Below are 22,058 nucleotides of genomic sequence, written 5' to 3' on the forward strand. Positions count from 1 at the left end.
AGACAGCTGCCGCGGTGCGGTGCTAGGTTGGGGGCCATGGCTACCCAAATCTACCTGAACCTGCCCGTGAAGGATCTGAAGCGGTCCGTCGATTTCTTTACCGCCCTTGGCTTCTCCTTTAATCCGGACTACACCGATGAAAACGCGACCTGCATGATCATCAACGACAACGCGTTTGTGATGCTCCTCGTGGAGGGTTTCTTCAAGACGTTCACGTCCCGGTCCGTGGCCGATGCCACCACTTCCACCGAGGCCATCACGGCCTTTTCTGTGGACAGCAAAGAAGCCGTGGACGAAACGGTACGCAAGGCGCTGGCCGCCGGCGGCACCCCGTCCCAGGAGGTCCAGGACTACGGCTTTATGTACAACCACAGTTTCCAGGACCCGGACGGCCACCTGTGGGAAGTCATGTGGATGGACCCTGCCGGCCCATCGGCCGAGGGCGGGGCTCCCGCCGGATCCGACGGACAGCTGACCTGAAAACCCGGGTTGATTCCGTCTGGCTAATTGCCCTGGATGACCTCAGTGCGGATGCGCTTGCCATCCAGTTGGGTGAGGTGGCAAACATTGAGCTGGGTCCAGGGCAAAGCAACTTCGTTGGTGACCCGCTTCGCATGGTCCTGGCGGGACTGGAAGAGGATTCGCGGTTCCCTTATGTCGTGGAGGCCGCGGGCTACGCTGTGGGCGTGCTGACCCTCCAGGCCGGTGCCGCGCGCCTGGCCGGCTGGCCGGACGAGGATTCGGCCTGGCTGTTGCGGGGTTTCCTGATCGACAGGCGCCACCAGGGGCAAGGCCTCGGGCCGCTGGCGGCAATGTCCGCGGTGGAGGCGGCCGCGAAACTGACCGCCAGGCGCGGAACCCACGAGGCCGGCGTCGTGCTTTCCGTCAACGAAGCCAATCCGGCCGGGTTGTCCGCGTACAGGACCGCCGGCTTTGTGGACCAGGGGCAGTACCTGGGCGGCAGTTCCGGACCGCAACGGATCATGTACCGGAGCTTCACGGGATAATTCGTCCAGACACGGCGGCCGGGCATTGCCTCCGGCTCCACATTGATCGATCATGTGGATTGGCGGTGTTCTTCAAACCTTGTTGGGGGGAAGGCTTGAAAAGTCTTCGTCTCGGGGAGCACATGTCAGGGGGCTGGCTTCTGGTCTCAGCACGTCTGGAGTCAGCTCCCACCTTAGGACAAAAAAGTCCGCCCGGCCTGCAGCATTGACGCTGGCAGCCCGGGCGGACTTTTTGGCGGACTGAACGGGTTCAGCCGCGGATCTGGCTAGACGCCGTAGTAGAGCTCGAACTCGTACGGGTTCGGGCGCAGGGACAGCGGGCGGATCTCGTACTCGTACTTGTACTCGATCCAGGTGTCGATCAGGTCCTGGGTGAACACGCCACCGGCCTGCAGGAACTCGTTGTCCTCGCGCAGGGCCTCCAGTGCCTCTTCCAGCGAGCCCGGAGCCTTCGGGATGTCCTTGGCTTCCTCGGCGGGCAGCTCGTAGAGGTCCTTGTCGATCGGAGCCGGCGGTTCGATGCGGTTGCGGATGCCGTCAATGCCGGCCATCAGCTGGGCAGCGAAGGCCAGGTACGGGTTGGACGAGGGGTCCGGAGCGCGGAACTCGATGCGCTTGGCCTTGGGGTTGGAACCCGTGATGGGGATACGGATACCGGCGGAGCGGTTGCCCTGCGAGTACACCATGTTGACCGGAGCTTCGAAGCCCTTGACCAGGCGGCGGTAGGAGTTCACCGTCGGGTTGGTGAAGGCGAGGACGGCCGAGGAGTGCTTCAGCAGGCCGCCGATGTACCAGCGGGCCATGTCGGACAGGCCGGCGTAGCCCTTTTCGTCGTAGAACAGCGGCTCGCCGTTGGTCCACAGCGACTGGTGGCAGTGCATGCCCGAACCGTTGTCGCCAAAGACCGGCTTCGGCATGAAGGTCACGGACTTGCCCCAGGCGTCGGCCGTGTTCTTGACGACGTACTTGAACTTCTGCAGGTCGTCTGCGGCGTGGGTCAGGGTGGTGAACTTGTAGTTGATTTCAGCCTGACCGGCGGAGCCTACCTCGTGGTGGCTGCGCTCGACCTCGAGGCCGGCCTCATCCAGGGCGATGCACATGGCGTCGCGGAGGTCAGCCTGCTTGTCGGTGGGGGAAACCGGGAAGTAGCCGCCCTTGATGGGGGTCTTGTAGCCGAGGTTTCCGCCGTCTTCTTCGCGGCCGGTGTTCCAGTGTGCTTCTTCGGAGTCGATCTTGTAGAAGCTGCCCTCGGGGGAGGACTGGTACTGGACGTTGTCGAAGACGAAGAATTCGGCTTCCGGAGCGAAGAACGCGGTGTCGGCGATGCCCGTGGAGGCGAGGTAGGCCTCAGCCTTTTCGGCCACGCCGCGGGGGTCGCGGTGGTAAGGGTCTCCGGTGCGGGGGTTCACGATGGAGAAGTTCAGCGCAAGGGTCTTCTCCATGCGGAAGGTGTCCAGGAATGCGGTGGTGACGTCCGGGATCAGCTGCATGTCGGATTCGGCGATGCCCTGGAATCCGCGGATGGAGGAACCATCGAAGAGCTGGCCGTTGACGAAGAAGTCCGCGTCGACGCTCTTTGCCGGCACGTTGAAGTGCTGCTGCACACCCGGGAGATCGGTGAAGCGGATATCGACGAATTTAATATCTTCGTCCTTGATGAACTTGAGGACTTCGTCCGCAGTCTTGAACATCTATGCTCCTTACGCATATGTAATATCTGGCTGGCAAGCCAACTGATCCAGCGCAATCCGAAGGGCAGGGAAACCAAGTTTCCCTGCTTGGGAGGTATTGCTTGAAACTGCTATCAGCCTATGGACACGTCATTTCCCGTCAGTGTCCACATTGTTTCGGGCAGGTTACAGAATGCCCCGTTCAGGTTACAGAATTGTCCTGATCAGGTAACGCTATCCGGTGTCCGTAGTGTGGTCCAACGGTTTCCACTCTGTGGTCGGCGGTGAGTCGGTAAGCTTGGACGGTGGTAGATCGCAATGACATTGGCTCCTGGCTCAGCGGACCGGACACGTCCGGCATCTCAAAGTACCCGGGGGAGCGCCTGGGATTGCCCGAATCCGGTTCCGGCTCCATCGCCAGGGCGGGCAGGCGCATCCTCGCAATCGTCCTTGACTGGGGGATTTCCCTGCTGATCAGCAATTTTGCCTTCGGCGGTGACTCCTGGGCCACGTTGGCGATTTTCGCCGCGGAACAGATGCTGCTTGTGGGCACCCTCGGTTACAGCATCGGCCACCGCGTTGCCGGGATCCAGGTCCTGCGACTGGGCGGCGGGCCCGCGGGTCCAATGGCTGCCGTGGTGAGGTCAGTGCTGCTGTGCCTGGTGATTCCCGCCGTAATTTTCGATCCGGACCAGCGGGGACTGCACGACAAGGCGATGAATACCATCCTCGTGCGGCGCTAGCAGTAATCGGGACCCGGCCGTGGCGGTTCGCCGGCACCTGACTCCCCCGAACACCTGACGCCCCCGAACACCTGACGGCCCCGAATACAGGGCAGTGCGCCGTCAGACCCCCACTGTTTCCTTTGTCCCGGCAGGAACGGCCGTGCCGGGCGTCAGGTAGCCGCGCTTTCCGGCCCAGCGTTCGAACGCGACAGTGGCGAACGGGAACACCGCCGACAGTCCCGCGAACAGGGCCACAACGAAGGGCCACCGCTGGAGACGCCACAGGGCGAGGGCGGCGATGCCGTAGCCCACAAACAGCGCACCATGGATAGGGCCGGCGATCTCCACACCCAGTTCGGTGGTCTTGGCGATCCACTTGAAGTACATGCCAGCCAGCAGGGCAGCCCAGCTGAAGGCTTCGGCAACAGCCAGGACGCGGAAGGCCCGGATAACAAGAGTTCTAACGGGAATGGTCATGATGCTACTTCCAATCAATGTGCCCGCCTGTTCGGCGGCGTCTGGCAGACAAAAACCGCCCTGGTTCCGGCAAGCCGGAACCAGGGCGGTTCAAGGGTCTTAGCGTCCGCGGTTGGGGCGCGCTTTGTAGGGGTCGATTCCCTTGGGAATCGGGAGGCGGTTGCCCAGCGAGGAAATGCGCTTGGATACCGCATTCACCTCAAGCTTGGTCAGTTCATTCTTCAGCTTGCCCATTTTCTTGGCTACCTGGCTGATGGGAACCTGGCCCTCGCCGCGGCCGCTTTCGATCATGTGGACCGTGACGTTCGGGAGGATGCGTGCAAGGCGCTTACGCTCGGCGTCGAGCATTGGCTTGACGCGGATGGTGGGGCCTTCGCTGACCAGGACGACGCCGGGACGGCCGACGGCGCGGAACACGGCGTCCTGCGTGCGCGGGTTGACGGCAACCGGCTGGTCCTCGGTGATCCAACCGCGCTTCAGCGTGCCCAGTGCCGCGCCGGAAGCTCCGGGCTGGTTCTCAATCTGGGCGAACGCGGCGCGTTCGGCACGACGCGAAAGGATCAGGGTGGCGCCGAGGAGGCCCAACGGAATGCCGATCAGCAGGCCGGTGATCCAGTTGTCCAGCCAAAAACCCACCAGGAAGCTGACAGCCACAACACCCAGGAACACCAGCAGCATCAGCCACGGGACCATGGGGTCATGGCGGCGGGTCATGTTAAAGACTTCGCCGATCTGCTTGAGCCGGCTGGGCTTCTTGACCTTTGCTTCTTTTGGCTTGCGCGAGAAGAGGCCACGCTTCGGGGCGTCAGAGGCCGCCGGAGTGCTGTTACTGGAATCAGGGGAGTTCGCCATAGTTCCTCAATTCTACGTGATTTATGCCTGAGGGCCGGACGCCGGAGAATGTCCGGTGCCGGCCCTCAGGGATACCAAACTATGGCTTAGGAATGTGCGGCCAGCAGTGAGCTGGCTTCCTGGCGGGTGCTGCCGGAGGACTCGATGTGGGCGAGTTCGGCGGGGATTTCCCAGCCCTTCTTGCGCATCGCGGTGGCCCAGAGCCGGCCGGCCCGGTAGGAGGAACGGACCAGCGGCCCACTCATCACACCGAGGAACCCGATCTCGTTGGCCTCGTCCTGCAGGTCCACGAACTCCTGCGGCTTGACCCAGCGGTCCACCGGCAGGTGCCGTTCGGAGGGGCGCAGGTACTGGGTGATGGTGATCAGGTCACAGCCGGCCTCATGCAGGTCCCGCAACGCTTCGGAGATCTCCTCGCGGGTCTCGCCCATGCCCAGGATCAGGTTGGACTTGGTCACCATCCCGAGCTTGCGGCCCTGGGTGATGACATCCAGGGACCGGTCATACCGGAACGCGGGCCGGATGCGCTTGAAAATCCGGGGCACCGTCTCGACGTTGTGCGCGAAGACCTCCGGCTTGGACTCGCAGATCGCCGCGATGTGCTCGGGCTTGCCGGAGAAGTCCGGGATCAGCAGTTCGACGCCGGTGCCCGGGTTCAGCTCGTGGATCTTCCGGACCGTCTCGGCATACAGCCACACACCCTCATCGGCCAGGTCATCCCGGGCCACCCCGGTGACCGTGGCGTAGCGCAGCTGCATGGCCAGGACCGAGCGGGCCACCTTCGTGGGCTCAAACATGTCCACCGGGGACGGCTTGCCCGTGTCGATCTGGCAGAAATCACAGCGCCGGGTGCATTCGGACCCGCCGATCAGGAACGTGGCTTCCTTGTCTTCCCAGCACTCGAAAATGTTCGGGCAGCCGGCCTCCTCACACACCGTGTGCAGGCCTTCCTTCTTGACCAGGTTCTTGAGCTNAGGTACTGCAGAGTTGCGCTGCTCAACGCGCAGCAGCTTCCGGCCTTCTGGTGCCAGTGTCACAGGAGTGCTCCCTCAGGGCTTGAAACGAGTGCTTCTTCGTGCTTGCGAAATTCTTCCACGAACCGGTCCGCGATATCGCTCGGGGCGATGTTCCTGTCGGTTTCGATGGACAGTGTGGTGACGCTGGCGTCGGTGATGCCACAGGCGATGATCTGGGCATACGGCGCCAGATCATTGTTGCAGTTAATGGCGACGCCGTGCATTGTGACCCCGTCCAGGACCCGGATGCCGATTGCTGCAATCTTCCGGTCCGGGCCCTTGCTGTCCGCCGTGATCCACACGCCGGCGCGTCCCTTGATGCGCTCTGCGTTGATGCCATAGTCAGCCATTACCGCGATCATGACGGCTTCGAGCCGCTCAACGTAGTCTCGGATGCCTGACCGGTTCTTTAGCTTGAGGATCGGATACGCGATCAGCTGGCCGGGGCCATGCCAGGTCAGCTTTCCGCCGCGGTCCACCGCCACTACGGGCGTGCCGTCCAACGGGCGCTCGTGCTCTTCTGTGAGCTTGCCCGCTGTATAGACGGCGGCATGTTCAAGGATGAGGACAGTGCTGGGCGCTTCGGCTGCGACGACCTTGCCGTGGATCCTGCGCTGCAGATCCCAGCCGCGCGTGTAGTCAACGAAGTCCGGGGCGAGACCCACCTGTGAACACTCAAGAGTCATGCCGTCAAGCTTAGACCCCGATCCGCGAGGGGTCCGGTTATAGTGTCGGACCTCTCATGCACTGACTCGTGCTTTGTCGGATCCAGTGGGCCTGTGGATAACTTCTGCAGGCATTCCCGGATTCCGCTAGACATGAGTCATGGATGATTTCACTGCCCCCGTGGTTCCCGGGTTCCTGGTGGGCCGCGTGTTGGGCCGCGGCGGAAGTGCAACCGTGTGGCTGGTTACGGACGAAGGGTCCGGCCGCGAGTTTGCGCTGAAATGCCTCGGTGCAGGGCACAGTGGCGCGACCGGTCCCGGCGAAGGCACGGAAACAGGGGCCGACGCCGAGGAGGCCATCCGCCGTGAAATCCGCATTCTTTCTGCCCTTGACCACCAGCACCTCATCAAAGCCCACGACGCCCTCCGTCTTCGCGAGCCGGCCGGATCAGCAGTGACGGCCGGAGGGACAGTAGGGCTGCTGCTGGATTACGCGCCCGGCGGTTCCCTCGGAGAGCTGGTCGCAAGCAGGGCCAAGCTCACCATCGGGGAGACGGTCACCGTGCTCACCCCTATTGCCCAGGTACTTGGCTACCTGCACGGCCAGGGGTTCACCCACGGTGACGTATCGCCCGGGAACGTCCTCTTTACAGGCCATGGCAAGCCAATGCTGTCCGACGTCGGCATCGCCAGGATGGTGGGTGATGTTTCGGCAGTGCCGGACCATGGCACCCCAGGGTTCATGGATCCGGCACCGGTGGACGCCGTGAGGGCGGGGCTGCAGCCGGAACGCGACGTTTACTCGGTGGCGGCGCTGGGGTGGTACTGCCTAACGGGCCAGCCGCCACGCCGTACCGCCGACCGTCCGCCTCTTTCCCTCCTGCTCCCTGACGTTCCAGTCGAGCTGGCCGCGGCCCTGGAGGCTGGCCTTAATGAGGACCGGCGGCTCCGGCCCACGGCTGTTGAGCTGGCGACGGCGGTCTACCGCAGTGCCCCACCGTTGCCGGTGGACCTCGCCTCCTCCGTCCACGCCACGGTTATCCCGCAGCTGCTGACGCGGCGCCCCGTCCCGGAACATCCCGGCGGCGCACTGCGGAATGGTCTCCGGGCCTGGCGGCGCCGGATCTCGACGTCGCGTTGGTCCGGGCTGGTGGGGGTGCGGCAGGTCCTTCCGTTCCCGGCCGGGGAGAAAGCGGAGATGCCCGTGGTGCGCGCACCGAAGCCCCGCGCACCGGAGGCCAGCGCACCAGCGGCCGACCGCGTCACCGCCATGGTCCAGGCTGTCGACGGGGAAAAGCCGGCGCCGCGCGGCAGGCATGCCGTGGAATCTGGCCCGAAGGATCACGAACAAAACCCCGGGGCGAAGCGTCGGACGGTGGCGTGGCAGAAGGTGGTGGGCCCCGGACCGAACCGGCGCGGCGGGCGTGTGGGGATGGCCCGACGCAATCGGGGCACGGTGCTGCTGGCGGTGGGAACCGGTGCCATCGTGGCGGGAGCCATCTGGGCCGCCGGCGCTTTTGGGCCGGAGGGGCCGTGGGCGGTGCCCGCCGGACCAGGGGCGGTCGCTGCCAGTGCCGGCGACAGGACCGGCGCACGGGCAGAAGCGGAGAATGCGGCTGCCGGCGAGCTAGTCACTGGCGAGCTGGACACCATGCTCGGCGCTGCAGGAGTCCCGGCCGACGCCGCGGCCCAGCTGGACTCGGCGGACCCGCTCGAAGCAGTCCGGGGATTGGCCGCCGTGAGGTCCCTGGCCTTCAGTTCCGGCCGGCTGGAGCTGCTGGATCTGGTTAATGCCCCGGGATCGGCGGCCTCTGCCGCGGATGCAGGCCTTAAAGCCGAGCTCCAGGAGTCAGGCCACGTCCTGGCCGGATTCACGAGTTCCGTAGCGGATCTGCAGATCCAGCCCGGCAGTCCCTCCGGCCAGGTTGTCGTCAGTGTCACGTCAGCCACGTCGCCCTATGAGGAAAGGGATGCTTCCGGAGCGATCGTGGCGGCCGGCGCCCCTGCAGCCGCCCAGAACCTCCGGCTGGTGCTGGTCTCCGTTGACGGCCGCTGGCGGATCACGGATGTCCTTCCCGAGACCTGACTGGTTGCCTCAGCACGTTGCCTCAGCCTGTTGACTCAGCCCGTTGACTCAGGCTCAGTGCCTGCCGGCCACCCAGGCAGCGGCCTGGGCCAGTGACGGGTGCTGCCACTGGAAGCCGGCTGCTTCCAGTGCCGCCGGTTCCATCCGCTGGCTGGGAAGGATGAGTTCATCGGCCAGCTGACCCAGGACCAGGCGCAGGGCCGGCGACGGTACGCGGAAAAATGCCGGCCGGTGGAGCGCGGATGCCAAGGCGCCCACCAACGCGTTGACGTCAGCGCTTTCGGGGGCGCAGACGTTGACCGGTCCGTGGAGCCCGGAGTCAGCGAGGAACATAAATGCAGCGGCGACATCCGGAAGAGTGATCCACGGCCAGTACTGCCGGCCGTGGCCGAGAGGACCGCCCACCCCGAGGCGAAGCAGCGGCAGCAGCCGGCCCAGCGCGCCACCTGCGGGGCTGAGAACAACACCAGTGCGTGGTGTGACCACGCGGACGCCGGCCGGCGCCCGATGGGCGGCGGCCTCCCACTCGACGCAGATACGTGACAGAACACCCGAGCCCGGCGACGCGTTCTCCCGGAGCTGGGCGGACCCGGAATCGCCGTAGTACCCGGACGCCGACTGGCTGATAAACGTGCGCGGCGGGTCGTCAAGCGTGGCCATGGCCGCGGTCAGGGTGCCGGTGGCTGCCAAGCGCGAGGTCATCAGCTCGTCGATCCGTCGTCTGGTCCAGGGTCTGTCCCCGATCCCGGCACCGGAGAGGTTGACCACTGCGTCCGCGCCGGCCAGCGCCGCCGGATCCAGGCGGCGCGCTGCGGGGTCCCAGCGGATTTCGGCCGCGGACGTGGGCTCGCGTCGGACGAGAGTGGTCACGTCATGGCCGGCCTCTCGCAGCGTTGCGGACAAATGGGTCCCGATCAGGCCTGAGGCCCCGGCAATGACGATGTGCATGATCCATCTCACCACGGCCCGCACGCCGTCGGTACCTCCCCGGGACCGTACCGGGAGTTGACTATGATCGAACGATGACTTCTTCGAGCTACTTCCGGTTTCCGCATGTCCACGGCGATCTGGTCACGTTTGTGGCAGAGGACGACGTGTGGATCGCGCCGCTCAGCGGCGGCCGCGCCTGGCGGGTTTCGTCACTGCAGCTGCCCGCCCGCAATCCGCGGTTTACGCCAGACGGCAAACGGCTGGTCTGGACTGTCGTCCAGGGAACCGCCCCGGAAGTGGTCTCGGCGGAGGTGGACGGCGGTGGCTACCGGCAACTGACGTATTTCGGCCACGCCACAACCAAGGTCAAAGGCTTCACGGCAGCCGGCGATGCAGTAGTGACCAGCGCGTTCCGCCAGGCTGAAAGCCGGCATACCTACGCTTACAGCGTCCCGGTCGACGGCGGGTCGGCTGAGGAGCTCCCCTTCGGGCCGGTCGAATCCGTGGCCTTTGGTCCGGAAGTGGGGGACGAGCGGCCGGTTGTCCTGGCCAGTGTGCTCTCCCGTGAACCGGCCTGGTGGAAGCGGTACCGCGGCGGCACCGCGGGCAAGCTCTGGATTGACGCCGACGGAAACGGGGAGTTCGAGCGCCTGGTTCCCCACCTCGACGGAAACCTCGCAGATCCGATGTGGGTGGACGGGCGCATCGCGTTCCTGTCAGACCACGAGGGTTACGGAAACCTGTACTCGGTGCTGCCTGGCGGCGGCGATCTTCGACGGCACACCGACCACGAGGACTTCTACGTCCGGCACGCGTCCACCGACGGCGGGCGGGTTATCTTCGAATCTGCCGGTGAGCTCTGGATCCTGCACGATCTGTCCTCTGCCGCGGTACGGCTGGACATCTCGCTGGGTTCCGCGTCGCAATCGCGTCGCCCGGGCCTGCTGAAAACCTCCAAACATCTGGGCACGGTGGTGCCGGATGACAGCGGCTCCGCCAGCGCAGTGGAGGCCCATGGCACCCTTCACTGGCTCCGTCACCAGGACGGCCCCTCCCGTATCGTCGAGGCCACCCCGGGTGTCCGGGCACGGCTCCCCAGGCCGCTCGACGGCGGCCGCCTCGCTTACGTCGCCGATCACGACGGCGTGGAGGCGATCTACATCAAGGAGATTGCCGCGCAGGTTCCCGACAGCGTGGTCCCTGCCGTCACGGCAGCCCCGGCGGCCGTGCCCGCTGCAGCCGCCCGGGACCAATCGGAAGCGCCACTGCCGCGCCCGGTTCCCGCGGCGGCATCGTCCGCACCGGTGACTGCCGACGTCGTTGTTCCGGTGCCTGATGACTCCCGGGCCGATGACTCCCCGGCCGACGCCGCCCACGGCCCGTCGGAAGCCGCCGCCAACGCAGGACCGTCCGGCCTGCCGACCCGCATCGCCTTCCCGACGCCGTCACGCGCCAGCGCCCTGGAAGCGAGCCCCGATGGCCGGTGGCTTGCGGTGGGTACCTCCTTCGGGGATGTCTATGTGGCGGACACAGCCACCGGTGTGCTTTCCCTCGTCACCAGCATCGGCGAGGGCAGCATCGCGGAACTCGCGTGGTCTCCTGACTCCCAGTGGCTTGCCTGGTCCGAACCTGTCACCTCGTTCGGCTCCCGGAGCCGGCTCCGGCTGGCCAATGCCGCGGACCTGGCGGGCGGCATTGTCGAGGTCACTGACGGCCGTTTCTGCGACGGGTCCCCAAGCTTCACGCCGGACGGTAAGTTCCTGGCCTTCCTGTCCAACCGCAGCTTTGATCCGGTGTACGACGGCCACTCGTTCGACCTGTCCTTCCCCAGCCCCATCAAGCCGTACCTGGTGGCACTGGCTGCCACGACGCCGTCGCCGTTTGGCCCCGCTGTTGACCTGTCCCCTGCCGCAAACACGGACAGCGCGGACACCACGGACGCAGACACCGCAGGTCCCGCGGTCCACGTGGATCCGGCCGGGCTGGCCCACCGTGTCATCGGCGTTCCGGTGCCCCAGGGCAACTACACGTCACTCACGTCAACGGAGGGTGCACTGCTATGGCTGGACTGGGCCCTGGCAGGCGTCACCGGCGACGGCAAAGCCAGCCAGGAAGACAAGGACGCCCGCCCCAGCCTGGTCCGGTTCGACCTGGCCCGCCGGAAGTCCGCCACGCTGGTGGAAGCCCTGGACAGCTACCGGCTCTCCGGCGATGGCAAGAAAGTAGTGCTGGTCAACGACAAGCAGGTCAGCGTGGTTCCTTCTGCTGCCAAAGCCGATGAGGAATCCGGCCAGCTGGTCAAGGTGGACCTGGGCCGCATCCGCGTGATGATGGATCCCCTCAGCGTCTGGGGCCAGGCGTTCGACGAAGCCTGGCGCCTGCAGCGCGATTTCTTCTGGGCCGAAGACATGGCAGGACAGGACTGGGAATCGATCCACAAGCGGTACCGTCCGATCGTTGACCGGTTGGGGTCCCACGACGACCTGGTGGACCTGCTCTGGGAGCTGCACGGGGAACTGGGGACCTCGCACGCCTACGTCCGGCCCGCAGCCGTCACGGAAAACGGCAGCAATGGCCAGGGACGGCTTGGCGCAGACTTCACGTTCACACCCGCGGGCTGGGAGATCACCCGCATCCTGGCCGGCGAATCCTCGGACCCGCTGGCCACCTCGCCGCTGACCCGGCCCGGCGCTGCCGCCATGGCCGGGGACGTAGTACTGGCTATCGACGGTGTGCCGCTGTCCGCCACGGTGAGCCCCGCTATGCAGCTGGTGGGCGCCGCCGGACGGGCTGTGGAGCTGACATTACGCAACGGAGCCGGGCATGGAGTCGAGGCAGGGGAGCAGCGGAGGATCGCTGTGATCCCGGTCAAGGACGAGGAGCGCCTGCGCTACCAGGAGTGGGTGGCCGCGAACCGCGGGATCGTCCGGGAGGCCTCCGGCGGCCGCTTCGGTTATTTGCACATCCCGGACATGATGGCCAACGGCTGGGCGCAGCTGCACCGCGACCTGGACACCGAAACTGCCCTGGACGGACTCATCGTGGATGTCCGCCGGAACCGTGGCGGACACACGTCCCAGCTGGTTGCGGAGCTGATTGGCCGGAAGGTCACTGGCTGGAGCATGCCCCGCGGCGAACGTCCGCGGACCTACCCGCACCACGCGCCGCGGGGTCCGGTGATCATCCTCGCCGATGAATTTGCCGGGTCCGACGGCGACATCATCACCCAGGTCTCCAAACTGCGGGGGATCGGCCCGGTGATCGGCACGCGCACGTGGGGCGGTGTGGTGGGGATCGACAACAGGTTCTCCCTGGCCGACGGTACCGGCGTGACCCAGCCGCGGTACGCCACCTGGTTCGGTGGCGGCGTGGGCTGGTCCGTGGAAAACTACGGCGTGGATCCCGACATCGAAGTGCTCTACCCGCCGCACGCTTATGCCGCCGGCAGGGACCCCCAGCTGGAATACGGGATCGGTGCGCTCAAGGAAATGATCCAGGAGCTGCCCACGGACAAGCCCCCGGTCCGCGAGGGCTACCGCCGCCTCAAGCCCGCACCGCTTCCGGCCCGCCGGCACGGCGAATAAGGCCGGCCCGGCGCCACAGAACAAAGAAGGCCCTGCTCCTCCCGGTTAGTCCGGGCGGGGCAGGGCCTGCTCTGTCTCAGGAGCGGTCAGTGTCCATAGCGAACGCGGCAGCCACCGGAGCGGATCAGGATTCCAGGGACGCGTCCAGGGTGATCTCGATGCTGGCCAGCGCGCCGGAAACCGGGCAGCCGGTCTTGGCCTCGCCGGCGATCCGCTGGAACTCATCTTCGGAGATGCCGGGAATCTTTGCGGACATGGTCAGGTGGCTCCCGGTGATGCCGGTGCCGGGAACGAACGTCACGTCGGCTTTGGTGTTGACTTCTTCCGGAGCATGTCCGGCCTGGGCGAGCATATTGCTGAACGCCATCGAGAAGCAGCTCGCGTGCGCTGCGGCGATCAGTTCTTCCGGGCTGGTCTTGCCCTCGGCCGCTTCGGTGCGTGCCTTCCAGGTAACCTCAAATGTGCCCAGGCCGGAGCTGTCCAGCGTGGTCTGACCCGACCCCGTCATCAGGTCGCCGTTCCATACTGTGTGCGCGGTGCGTGTTGCTGCCATGTCCACTCCTCAAAGTCGGTTCGAACCGGGACCGGCCGTTGCCTGGCCCCGCCGGTTCCAATCCTAGGGATTGAGCGGCGGCCGTGCACAGGGTGTCCGCTCTCAGTGGATTGTGACTGTGCAACCCAGCCGCCTGGCGGCTGCGTGGCGGTCACCGCTTGGCCGTTAAACAGCGACGGCGCCGCACCCCACAGAGGGGGAGCGGCGCCGTCGTTAGTGGTTCAGCCGGCGTTCAGTTCCACAGCGTGGCGATGGCCACGTTGAGCAGTGCAAGTCCGCCAACTCCGTGGGCCAGGCCCTTGCTGATGTCTTCGCCCTTTTTGTATTTGCGGCGTCCGATGAAGGCCAGCACGCCAACGGCCAGGGCGATCGCGAACTTGATGCCCAGCTTGAAGTAGTTCGCGTCCATGTCCAGGGCCGGGATCAGGCCCATCAGCACAATGCCGGTGATGAGCTGAAGGGCCGCGCCGTCGAACTGCCGGGGGTGGACCGTGGGAGTCTTCATGTTCCCGATCCAGATGCCGACGATCATGGCGGCGCCGACGATGTGCAGGAAGACCACGATGTTGTACACGATAATCATGCGACCAGTCTACGCAGGGGTTCTACACCATGTAGTAAGGCCGGCCGCAGAGTTTCTGTGTCGGCGGAGACAGCGCTGCGCCTTAAACCGTGACGGCGGTGCACGCCTTCCGGTGGTTTCCCACCGGCGCGTGCACCGCCGTCGTGCGGTTCTGGCCTGGGGCTAGAGTCCCAGGTCGGCCTCGAAGGCGCCTTCTTCAAGGCGGGCCTTCAGGGTCTGGAGGAAGCGGCCCGCATCCGCGCCGTCCACCAGACGGTGGTCGTACGTGAGGGACAGGTACATCATGGAGCGGATGGCGATCGAGTCGTCACCGTTCTCATCGGCCACCACCAGGGGGCGCTTGACGATCGCCCCGGTGCCCAGGATGCCGACCTGAGGCTGGTTGATGATCGGGGTGTCGAACAGGGCGCCGACCGAACCGATGTTGGTGATGCTGAACGTTCCGCCGGACAGTTCGTCCGGGCCGATCTTGCCGTCGCGGGTGCGCCCGGCAACGTCGGCGATCTTGGCGGCCAGCCCGGCCAGGTTCAGGTTGCCGGCATCGGAGATGACCGGAACCAGGAGGCCCTTGTCGGTGTCCACTGCGATCGCCAGGTGCTCGGCGTTGTGGTACGTGATCTCCTGCTTGTCCTCGTCGTACGCAGCGTTGAGCTTGGGGTGCTGCTTCAGGGCCTCGGCCACGGCCTTGGCGATGAACGGCAGGAAGGTGAGCTTGACGCCGTTCTGGGCCAGGAAGGAGTTCTTGGCCTTAAGGCGGAGCTTGGCCACCTTGGTCATGTCCACCTCGTGCACCTGTGTGAGCTGCGTGGAGATTTCGAGGGATTCGCGCATACGGCGGGCGATGACCTGGCGGATGCGGGGTGCCTTCTGGGTGGTGCCACGCAGGGAGGAGGCAGCCGGGCCGGCGGGAGCGGCGGACGGCTTGGCCGGTGCTGCTGCAGCGGGAGCGGCCTTGGCTTCTGCAGCGGCGAGGACGTCCTGCTTGCGGATGCGCCCACCGACGCCGGTGCCGGACAGTGATGCGACGTCCACGCCGTGCTGATTGGCCAGCTTCCGGACCAGGGGCGTCACGTAGCCGGATTCGCCGCCGGCGGCAGGCTCGGCTGCCGGTGCCGTAGCGGGAGCAGGTGCTGCTGCCGCGGCAGGTGCCGCCGGAGCAGGCTCTGCCTTGGGTGCTTCGGGTGCCGGTGCCGCTGTGGGCGCCGGTGCGGCAGGCGCGGCGGCGGGTTCCGGCGCTGCTGCTGGTGACGGTGCGGAGGCTGCAGGGGCTCCCGCGCCGGAGCCGATGACGGCGAGGACGGCGCCAACTTCGGCGGTTTCGTCTTCGTTGACACGGATTTCCTGCAGCGTTCCCGCGACGGGGGACGGGATTTCGGTGTCAACCTTGTCCGTGGATACCTCGAGCAGCGGTTCGTCCACTGCAACGGTGTCGCCCACGGCCTTCAGCCAGCGGGTGACGGTTCCTTCGGTGACGCTCTCGCCCAGTGCCGGGAGGGTGACGTCGTGGCTTTCGCCGTCCGAAGCTGCGGGTGCAGCCGCTGCGGGAGCTTCTGCAGCCGGTGCTTCTGCGGCCGGGGCCTCTTCAGCCGGTGCCTCTGCAGCCGGTGCGGCGGGGGCTTCCTCGGCCGGTGCTGCTGCTTCGGGGGCTGCGCCGCCGCCGGAGCCGTCGCCGATACGGACCAGGGGAGCGCCTACTTCAGCGGTCTCGTCTTCGGCTACGAGGATTTCCTCGATGATGCCGGCAATCGGAGAGGGGATTTCGGTGTCTACTTTGTCGGTGGAAACCTCGAGCAGCGGTTCGTCCACCTCTACCCGGTCACCTACCTGCTTGAGCCAGCGGGTGACGGTTCCTTCGGTGACGCTCTCACCGAGGGCGGGCAAGTTAACGGATTCAGACATGTCGTCCCCGTTCTCCTTATTGATCTTTTGTGCGGATGATGGCTGGCTTGTTCGAGCTTAGTGCACCCGGCGGGTCACGCCGGGTGCACCAAGCCCTGTTGTCTTGCTGTGCTGCTGGCTGTAATTAGCCGTGTAGCGGGCGACCGGCCAGGGCCATTGCGGCCTCGCCGAGTGCCTCGTTCTGCGTCGGGTGCGCGTGGATGAGTCCGGCAACATCTTCCGGGTAGGCTTCCCAGTTGACGATCAGCTGGGCTTCGCCGATCTGCTCGCCGACGCGGGTGCCGATCATGTGGACGCCAACAACCGGGCCGTCTTTTTCGCGGACGAACTTGATGATGCCGCCCGTGCCCAGAATGGCGCTCTTGCCGTTACCGGCCAGGTTGTATTCCGTGCTTTCAACCCTGTCTTCGCCGAACTTCTCCTTGGCGGCCTTCTCGGAGTATCCCACCGAGGCAATCTCGGGATCGCAGAAGGTGACCTTGGGGACGTTGATGTCGTCGACAACCACGGGCTTCATGCCGGCAATTTCTTCGGCGACGAAGATGCCCTGCTGGAATCCGCGGTGTGCCAGCTGCACGCCGGGAACGATGTCGCCGACGGCGTAGACGTTGCCGACGCCGGTGTGGAGGCGCTCGTTGGTGATGACAAAGCCGCGGTCAATGGTGACGCCCGCTTCTTCGAACCCCAGGCCCGCCGTGGACGGTCCGCGTCCGACAGCCACCAGCAGAAGGTCCGCTTCGAAGGTCTTGCCGTCCACCAGGGTGACCTTGACGCCGTCGTTGTCCTGCTCGACGCCCTGGAAGAAGGTGCCGGTGTTGAACTTGATGCCGCGCTTCTTGAACGTGCGCTCCAGGACCTTGATGATCGAAGCGTCCTCGTTGGGCACCAGGGACGGCAGGCCCTCAACGATGGTGACGTCCACGCCGAAGGACTTCCATACTGAAGCGAATTCGACGCCGATGACGCCGCCGCCCAGGACGATGACGCTCTTGGGCACGTAGTCCATCTTCAGGGCTTCGTCAGAGGTGATCACGCGGCCGCCGATTTCCAGGCCCGGAAGGGAGCGGGAGTAGGAGCCGGTGGCGAGGACGATGTTCTTGCCCTTGTAGGCCGTGCCGTTCACGGTGATGGTGTCCGGGGCGGTGAGCTTGCCTTCGCCCTCAATGACGGTGATGCCCTTGCCCTTGATCAGACCCTGCAGGCCCTTGAACTTACCGGCAACGATGCCGTCCTTGTAGGCGTTCACGGCGGTCATGTCGATGGACTGGAGGTCCACGTTGACGCCGTACTTGGCGCCGTCGCGGGCGTGGTCGGCAACTTCTGCGGAGTGCAGCAGGGCCTTGGTGGGGATACAGCCGTTGTGCAGGCAGGTGCCGCCCAGTTTGGCCTTCTCAACCAGACCAACGGTCAAGCCAAGCTGTACGGCACGCAGGGCTGTGGCGTATCCGCCGCTGCCGCCACCTAGTACCAGGATGTCGAATTCTTGCGCAGTTGCCTGATCGGCCACTTAGACGCTCCCTCGCGTGAACGATGACGCGATCGTGCGCATCATCTGGTCTTGGAACTTGTACTGCCGTGATTATGTCAGCAGGCAGGTTCTCGTGCATTTGTGACTACCGGGGTTCACCTTAGCGAACCCCTCATCCATGCTCCACCTTGGCGCCGCCTTTGTGGGGCGCTTGTGTCGAGTGTCACGCGGCCATGTGGCCAACGGATCACGGCCGGTTCTGCGGTCGCAGGTCAAACGGCCGCGTGACAACTCAAGGGCACAGGTCAGGGTTCCCCAGGGGTCAGGCGGCAGCCGCCAGGATGTCCTCCACGTAAGCAACCAGTGTGCGGACCGTGCAGCCCGTGCCCTGCTTGTGGGTGTAGCCGTAAGGGCTTCCGTTGTTGAAGGAGGGGCCGGCGATGTCGATGTGCGCCCAGGGGATCTGCTCCCCGTCTTTGGCCTTGCCCACAAACTCGCGCAGGAAAACAGCCGCGGTCATCATGCCGCCGTGGCGCTCACCGATATTGGCGAGGTCGGCCACCTGGGAGTCGATGCTCGGGCGCAGTTCCTCCGGCAGCGGCATGGGCCACACCAGTTCGCCGGCACGGTCGGCGGCGGCCTTGAGCGGTCCGGTGACACTGTCAGAGCCCATCACGCCGGCGGTCCTGTTGCCGAGGGCGATGAGCTGCGCACCGGTGAGGGTGGCGACGTCGATGATGGCGTCAGGGTATTCGAGGCTCGCCGCGACGATGCCGTCTGCCATGACCAGGCGGCCCTCGGCATCGGTGTTCAGCACCTCAACGGTCTTGCCGCCGAACATGGTAAGGACATCCGCCGGCCGTGAGGCCGCACCGGAGGGCATGTTTTCTGCGATGCAGAGCCAGGCGGTCGCCTTCGCCGGCAGGCCAAGTCCCGCGATGGCCAGCACTGTATTAAGGACGACGGCGGCGCCCGCCATATCGCTCTTCATGTCACCCATGCCAAGGGCCGGCTTGATCGAAATTCCGCCGGTGTCGAACGTGATGCCCTTGCCCACCAGGGCGATTTTTGCGGTGGCCTTTGCGGGGGCGTATTCGACCTTCACCAGGCGGGGCTGTCGCGTGGACCCCTTGCCCACGCCCATGATGCCGCCGAAGCCTTCTTTTTCGAGGCGCTTTTCGTCCCAGACCGTGACCTTAACAGGCAGGCCTTTGGACAGTTCCTTGGCGGCCTCGGCGAAGGATTCGGGGTAGAGGTGGCTGGGCGGCTGGTTGACCAGGGACCGCGTGGCGTTGACGGCTTTGCCGATCAGGCCTGCCCGCGTCAGGGCAGAGCGCAGCGCATCATTGGCGGTAACGTCCGTGTAGATCACTGCGTTGCGGACCGGATCCTTCAGCCCGTCGTTGGACGACCGGTACTCGGTGAACGAATAGGCTCCCAGGGCGGCACCTTCGGCGACCGCCGCGACGTCGGCGACTCCCGCCGTCGGGAGCGCGAGGACAACGGTGGGCAGGCCGCTGAGCTGGCGGACGGCGGAACCTGCGGCACGCCGCAGGGCCTCTTCGGTCAGCGGGCGGCCAGCGGCCACCTTGCCGACGCCGGCGAGGACCAGGACCCCGGAACCCGTTTCCGGCAGGCCGGGCAGCCGGACGACCTGGTCAGCGGCGCCGGTGACGCCCAGGACCTTCAGGGAATCTGTGAGCGCTTCAGCCGATTTTGCGGTCAGCGGATTCTCAAGCAGGACGGGGCCGTCCGATCCCTGTCCCACGCCGATGACAACGGCGTCACTGGGGGTCCTCTTCAGGTCCTTAGCGAGGGTACTAAGGTTGATTTCAGTATTCTTGACCACGGGGTAAGTCCTCAATTCTCGAAAAGGCTGTTCGCGCTGGTATGGATGTCAGGCGCTCGGCCATGGAAATCCGGCGGCCGTCCGATCGGGACGTCGCCGGGGTGCCGGTAAACCCGTCCGGCGGGCCATTCACGATCGTAGCCGCTGCGGGCCGCGGCAGCGGAATCTCCTGAGACCTGCGCCACACCCGCTGGCGGAATTCAGGGGTGCCTAGCCGCGTTATACAAGATATTCACCCGACTCCTTGAAAGGACGACGCCGTGCTTGAACGGATTTCCGGTTCCCTGCTGGACCCCGATGCGCTCTATGCGAGCAACATCGAGCTGTTCCACAGCCCGGCGCTCCACGGGCTGAACCTGGTGATGGGTTTCACCGGCTTCGCCGATGCCGGCCACGTGGTGAAGCAGATCAATGTTGAGCTCCTGGACACCCTCGACGCCGAGACAGTGGCGGTGTTCGACGCCGACCAGCTCATCGACTACCGGTCGCGGCGGCCCCACATCTCCTTTGTGGAAGATCACTTGCAGGACTATCAGCAGCCTAAGCTGGCGCTTTACAAGCTGACGGACGGGCTCGGCAGCCCCTTCCTGCTGCTGGCCGGTTTTGAACCTGACCTTCAATGGGAGCGGTTCGCGCGCGCCGTCGTCGGCATTGTGGAAAAGCTGGACGTGAACCTCGTGACCTGGATCCACTCCATTCCCATGCCGGTGCCGCACACGCGCCCGGTGGGTGTGACCGTCCACGGCAACCGTCCGGAACTGATCGAGGGCATCTCGGTCTGGAAGCCCACCGTTGACGTTCCGGCGGCCGTGGGCCACATCCTGGAGCTGCGGCTGATGGAAGCCGGGCGCAATGTTGCCGGCTACGTGATCCACGTTCCGCACTACCTCGCTGAGGCGGAATACCCGCCGGCCGCCGTAGCCGGACTCGAATTCCTCGGTGCCGCGACGTCCCTGATGTTGCCGGCGGACCGGCTGCGCGAAGCGGGCCGGGAAGTGGGCCGCCAGATCGCCGAGCAGGTGGCCGCCTCCGAAGATGTCCAGCACGTGGTCACCCGGCTGGAGGAGCGGTACGACGAGAAGGCCGAAGGCACCGTCCGGCGCTCCCTCCTGGCCGATGAAAATGACGAACTGCCCAACGGGGACGAGCTGGGCGCGGCAGTGGAGGCTTACCTGGCCCGCGAGAACCCGCACCCGTAGCCCGCCCCACGGCGTCCGCCTGGCAGACGCGTGCCCTGGTCCGGGCAGCAGCCCGGGCATAATGAGGGGGTGACTGCACCCCGAGCCTGGCTGATCTGGACCATCGGCATCTTCGCCTACCTTGTGGCCGTCTCCCAGCGCACGTCATTCGGTGTGGTGGGACTTGAGGCCACCGAGCGGTTCCATGCCGGCGCGTCCGCCATCTCCTTCTTTACGGTGCTGCAATTGCTGGTCTACGCCGGCCTGCAGATCCCCGTGGGCCTGCTGGTGGACAGATTCGGCTCGCGCGCCATGATCGCCGGTGGAGCCGTCCTGATGGGTCTTGGCCAGCTCCAGTTGGCCTTCGCCGACACCATCCCCGGCGGTGTGGCGGGGCGGGTTCTGGTGGGCGCCGGGGACGCCATGACCTTTATTTCCGTGATCCGCCTGATTCCGTTGTGGTTCGCGCCGGCCAGGGTTCCCCTGGTCACCCAGCTGACGGGCATGTCAGGCCAGCTCGGGCAGCTTTTCAGTGTGCTTCCCTTCGCCTTTGTCCTGCATTCCTTCGGCTGGACCTCCGGTTTCCTGATGCTGGCGGGAATGGCGGGCGTGGCGGTTGTCCTGGTGCTGGTGCTCTTGAAGGACCACCCGCCCGGTGCGCCCGCGCCGCAGGCGCAGCAGGGGTTGAAAGCCACGGGCGCCTCGCTCGCGCGGGCCTGGCGCCAGCCGGGTACCCGGCTGGGGATGTGGAGCCACTTCACCATCCAGTTCAGCGGCACCGTCTTCGCCATGACCTGGGGATATCCGTTCCTGATCTCGGGGCAGGGCCTGGATGCCGGAACCGTGGCCGGCCTGATGACCTTGTACGTTGCGGCGGCGATGGCCGTGGGCCCCTTCATTGGGCAGTTCGTTTCCCGCCACCCGCTTCGCCGGTCAACGATGGTCCTGCTCATCGCCGGCGCCACGGCCGCTGCCTGGGCCGCGGTGCTGCTGACGCCAGGCCGCTCCCCGCTGTGGCTGCTGGCGTGCCTGGTGGTAGTCCTGGCCATCGGGGGGCCGGGATCGATGATCGGGTTTGATTTCGCGCGGACGTTCAATCCGGCGCACAGGATCGGTACCGCAACGGGCATCGTGAATGTGGGCGGCTTTATCGCGGCCCTCGTGGCCATCTTCCTGATCGGCCTGGTGCTGGACGTCCTGCTGGCCAGCGGTTATTCCGGCGGCGTCCTGTACGGGCTGGAACCGTTCCGGATCGCACTCAGCGTACAGTTCCTGCTGCTGGGCTTTGGCGCCGCCATGACGATTGTCTGTCGGCGCAAAGTACGGCGCCAGATGGCAGCGCAAGGTGTTGTGGTGGCACCATTGCTTCGGGCCATGGCGCAGCAGCGGCGGGCGAACCTTGCCCAGCGTCGCCAGCCGTCCGAGTCCAAGGACCGCGCGGGCAAAGACTGACACCTTTCCTGCACAGGCAGGTTATTCACATACGGTAAGTTGGCGCTTCACCGCGGCTCGCGCT

General features: G+C 65.7%; 18 protein-coding genes. 7 read left to right on the forward strand and 11 right to left on the reverse strand.

Annotation, left to right across the window (positions count from 1 at the left end):
* Window positions 1-36: 36 nt before the first annotated feature.
* Window positions 37-480, forward strand: coding sequence for a VOC family protein (locus tag ACX80V_RS07260; protein WP_485842567.1), 444 nt, complete (start codon window positions 37-39; stop codon window positions 478-480).
* On the forward strand, window positions 459-1,007 hold the full coding sequence (locus ACX80V_RS07265) for a GNAT family N-acetyltransferase (RefSeq protein ID WP_485842695.1): 549 nt from the start codon (window positions 459-461) through the stop codon (window positions 1,005-1,007). The genes ACX80V_RS07260 and ACX80V_RS07265 overlap by 22 nt, the downstream gene beginning before the upstream one ends.
* Window positions 1,008-1,273: 266 nt before the next feature.
* Here the strand turns inward: ACX80V_RS07265 and glnA are convergent, their stop codons facing one another.
* On the reverse strand, window positions 1,274-2,698 hold the full coding sequence (gene glnA / locus ACX80V_RS07270) for a type I glutamate--ammonia ligase (protein ID WP_248761641.1): 1,425 nt from the start codon (window positions 2,696-2,698) through the stop codon (window positions 1,274-1,276).
* A gap of 284 nt (window positions 2,699-2,982) precedes the next feature.
* Between glnA and ACX80V_RS07275 the strand changes: the two genes are divergently transcribed.
* The gene (locus tag ACX80V_RS07275; protein ID WP_485842568.1) at window positions 2,983-3,420 is read left to right on the forward strand and encodes an RDD family protein; all 438 of its coding nucleotides are present in this window, start codon (window positions 2,983-2,985) and stop codon (window positions 3,418-3,420) included.
* A 102-nt stretch (window positions 3,421-3,522) separates the two neighbouring features.
* Here the strand turns inward: ACX80V_RS07275 and ACX80V_RS07280 are convergent, their stop codons facing one another.
* The 4 genes from ACX80V_RS07280 to lipB all read right to left on the reverse strand — a co-directional run bounded on the left by ACX80V_RS07280 (window position 3,523) and on the right by lipB (window position 6,433).
* Complete coding sequence (locus ACX80V_RS07280; protein ID WP_485842569.1) at window positions 3,523-3,879, reverse strand: DUF3817 domain-containing protein; 357 nt, start codon at window positions 3,877-3,879, stop codon at window positions 3,523-3,525.
* A gap of 99 nt (window positions 3,880-3,978) precedes the next feature.
* A complete protein-coding gene (locus tag ACX80V_RS07285; RefSeq protein ID WP_485842570.1) occupies window positions 3,979-4,731 on the reverse strand; it encodes a DUF4191 domain-containing protein in 753 nt (250 codons plus the stop codon).
* Window positions 4,732-4,817: 86 nt separating this feature from the next.
* Complete coding sequence (lipA, locus tag ACX80V_RS07290; protein WP_485842571.1) at window positions 4,818-5,768, reverse strand: lipoyl synthase; 951 nt, start codon at window positions 5,766-5,768, stop codon at window positions 4,818-4,820.
* Window positions 5,765-6,433: a lipoyl(octanoyl) transferase LipB gene (gene lipB / locus ACX80V_RS07295; RefSeq protein WP_485842572.1), complete on the reverse strand. Its 669-nt coding sequence runs from the start codon at window positions 6,431-6,433 to the stop codon at window positions 5,765-5,767. Before lipB ends, lipA begins: the two co-directional genes overlap by 4 nt.
* A gap of 139 nt (window positions 6,434-6,572) precedes the next feature.
* On the opposite strand from lipB, the gene ACX80V_RS07300 reads away from it, so the two are divergent.
* Window positions 6,573-8,498 (forward strand): serine/threonine protein kinase, encoded by a 1,926-nt coding sequence (locus ACX80V_RS07300; RefSeq protein ID WP_485842573.1) that lies wholly within the window; start codon window positions 6,573-6,575, stop codon window positions 8,496-8,498.
* Window positions 8,499-8,552: 54 nt separating this feature from the next.
* Here ACX80V_RS07300 and ACX80V_RS07305 read toward each other — a convergent pair whose 3' ends face one another.
* Window positions 8,553-9,446, reverse strand: a complete 894-nt coding sequence (locus ACX80V_RS07305; RefSeq protein WP_485842574.1) for a TIGR01777 family oxidoreductase — start codon at window positions 9,444-9,446, stop codon at window positions 8,553-8,555.
* A 74-nt stretch (window positions 9,447-9,520) separates the two neighbouring features.
* Here ACX80V_RS07305 and ACX80V_RS07310 point away from each other — a divergent pair, with 74 nt between their 5' ends.
* A complete protein-coding gene (locus ACX80V_RS07310; RefSeq protein ID WP_485842575.1) occupies window positions 9,521-13,012 on the forward strand; it encodes a S41 family peptidase in 3,492 nt (1,163 codons plus the stop codon).
* A 124-nt stretch (window positions 13,013-13,136) separates the two neighbouring features.
* Here ACX80V_RS07310 and ACX80V_RS07315 read toward each other — a convergent pair whose 3' ends face one another.
* The 5 genes from ACX80V_RS07315 to ACX80V_RS07335 form a co-directional block, all read right to left on the reverse strand.
* Window positions 13,137-13,565, reverse strand: a complete 429-nt coding sequence (locus ACX80V_RS07315) for an OsmC family protein (protein WP_058929352.1) — start codon at window positions 13,563-13,565, stop codon at window positions 13,137-13,139.
* A 232-nt stretch (window positions 13,566-13,797) separates the two neighbouring features.
* The gene (locus tag ACX80V_RS07320; protein ID WP_058929351.1) at window positions 13,798-14,148 is read right to left on the reverse strand and encodes a hypothetical protein; all 351 of its coding nucleotides are present in this window, start codon (window positions 14,146-14,148) and stop codon (window positions 13,798-13,800) included.
* Between the two features lie 162 nt (window positions 14,149-14,310).
* On the reverse strand, window positions 14,311-16,047 hold the full coding sequence (sucB, locus tag ACX80V_RS07325; RefSeq protein ID WP_485842576.1) for a 2-oxoglutarate dehydrogenase, E2 component, dihydrolipoamide succinyltransferase: 1,737 nt from the start codon (window positions 16,045-16,047) through the stop codon (window positions 14,311-14,313).
* Window positions 16,048-16,171: 124 nt separating this feature from the next.
* Entirely contained in the window at window positions 16,172-17,554 is a 1,383-nt protein-coding gene (lpdA, locus tag ACX80V_RS07330; RefSeq protein WP_485842577.1) for a dihydrolipoyl dehydrogenase, read from the reverse strand.
* A gap of 283 nt (window positions 17,555-17,837) precedes the next feature.
* Entirely contained in the window at window positions 17,838-19,364 is a 1,527-nt protein-coding gene (locus ACX80V_RS07335) for a leucyl aminopeptidase (RefSeq protein WP_485842578.1), read from the reverse strand.
* Window positions 19,365-19,624: 260 nt separating this feature from the next.
* Here ACX80V_RS07335 and ACX80V_RS07340 point away from each other — a divergent pair, with 260 nt between their 5' ends.
* Together ACX80V_RS07340 and ACX80V_RS07345 are read left to right on the forward strand one after the other, a co-directional pair.
* Window positions 19,625-20,563 carry a proteasome assembly chaperone family protein gene (locus tag ACX80V_RS07340; protein WP_485842579.1) on the forward strand — a complete coding sequence of 313 codons (939 nt, stop codon included), beginning with the start codon at window positions 19,625-19,627 and terminating at the stop codon, window positions 20,561-20,563.
* A gap of 69 nt (window positions 20,564-20,632) precedes the next feature.
* Window positions 20,633-21,994, forward strand: coding sequence for an MFS transporter (locus ACX80V_RS07345; protein ID WP_485842580.1), 1,362 nt, complete (start codon window positions 20,633-20,635; stop codon window positions 21,992-21,994).
* Window positions 21,995-22,058: the final 64 nt, after the last annotated feature.

Source organism: Pseudarthrobacter arbutini, from assembly GCF_054510915.1.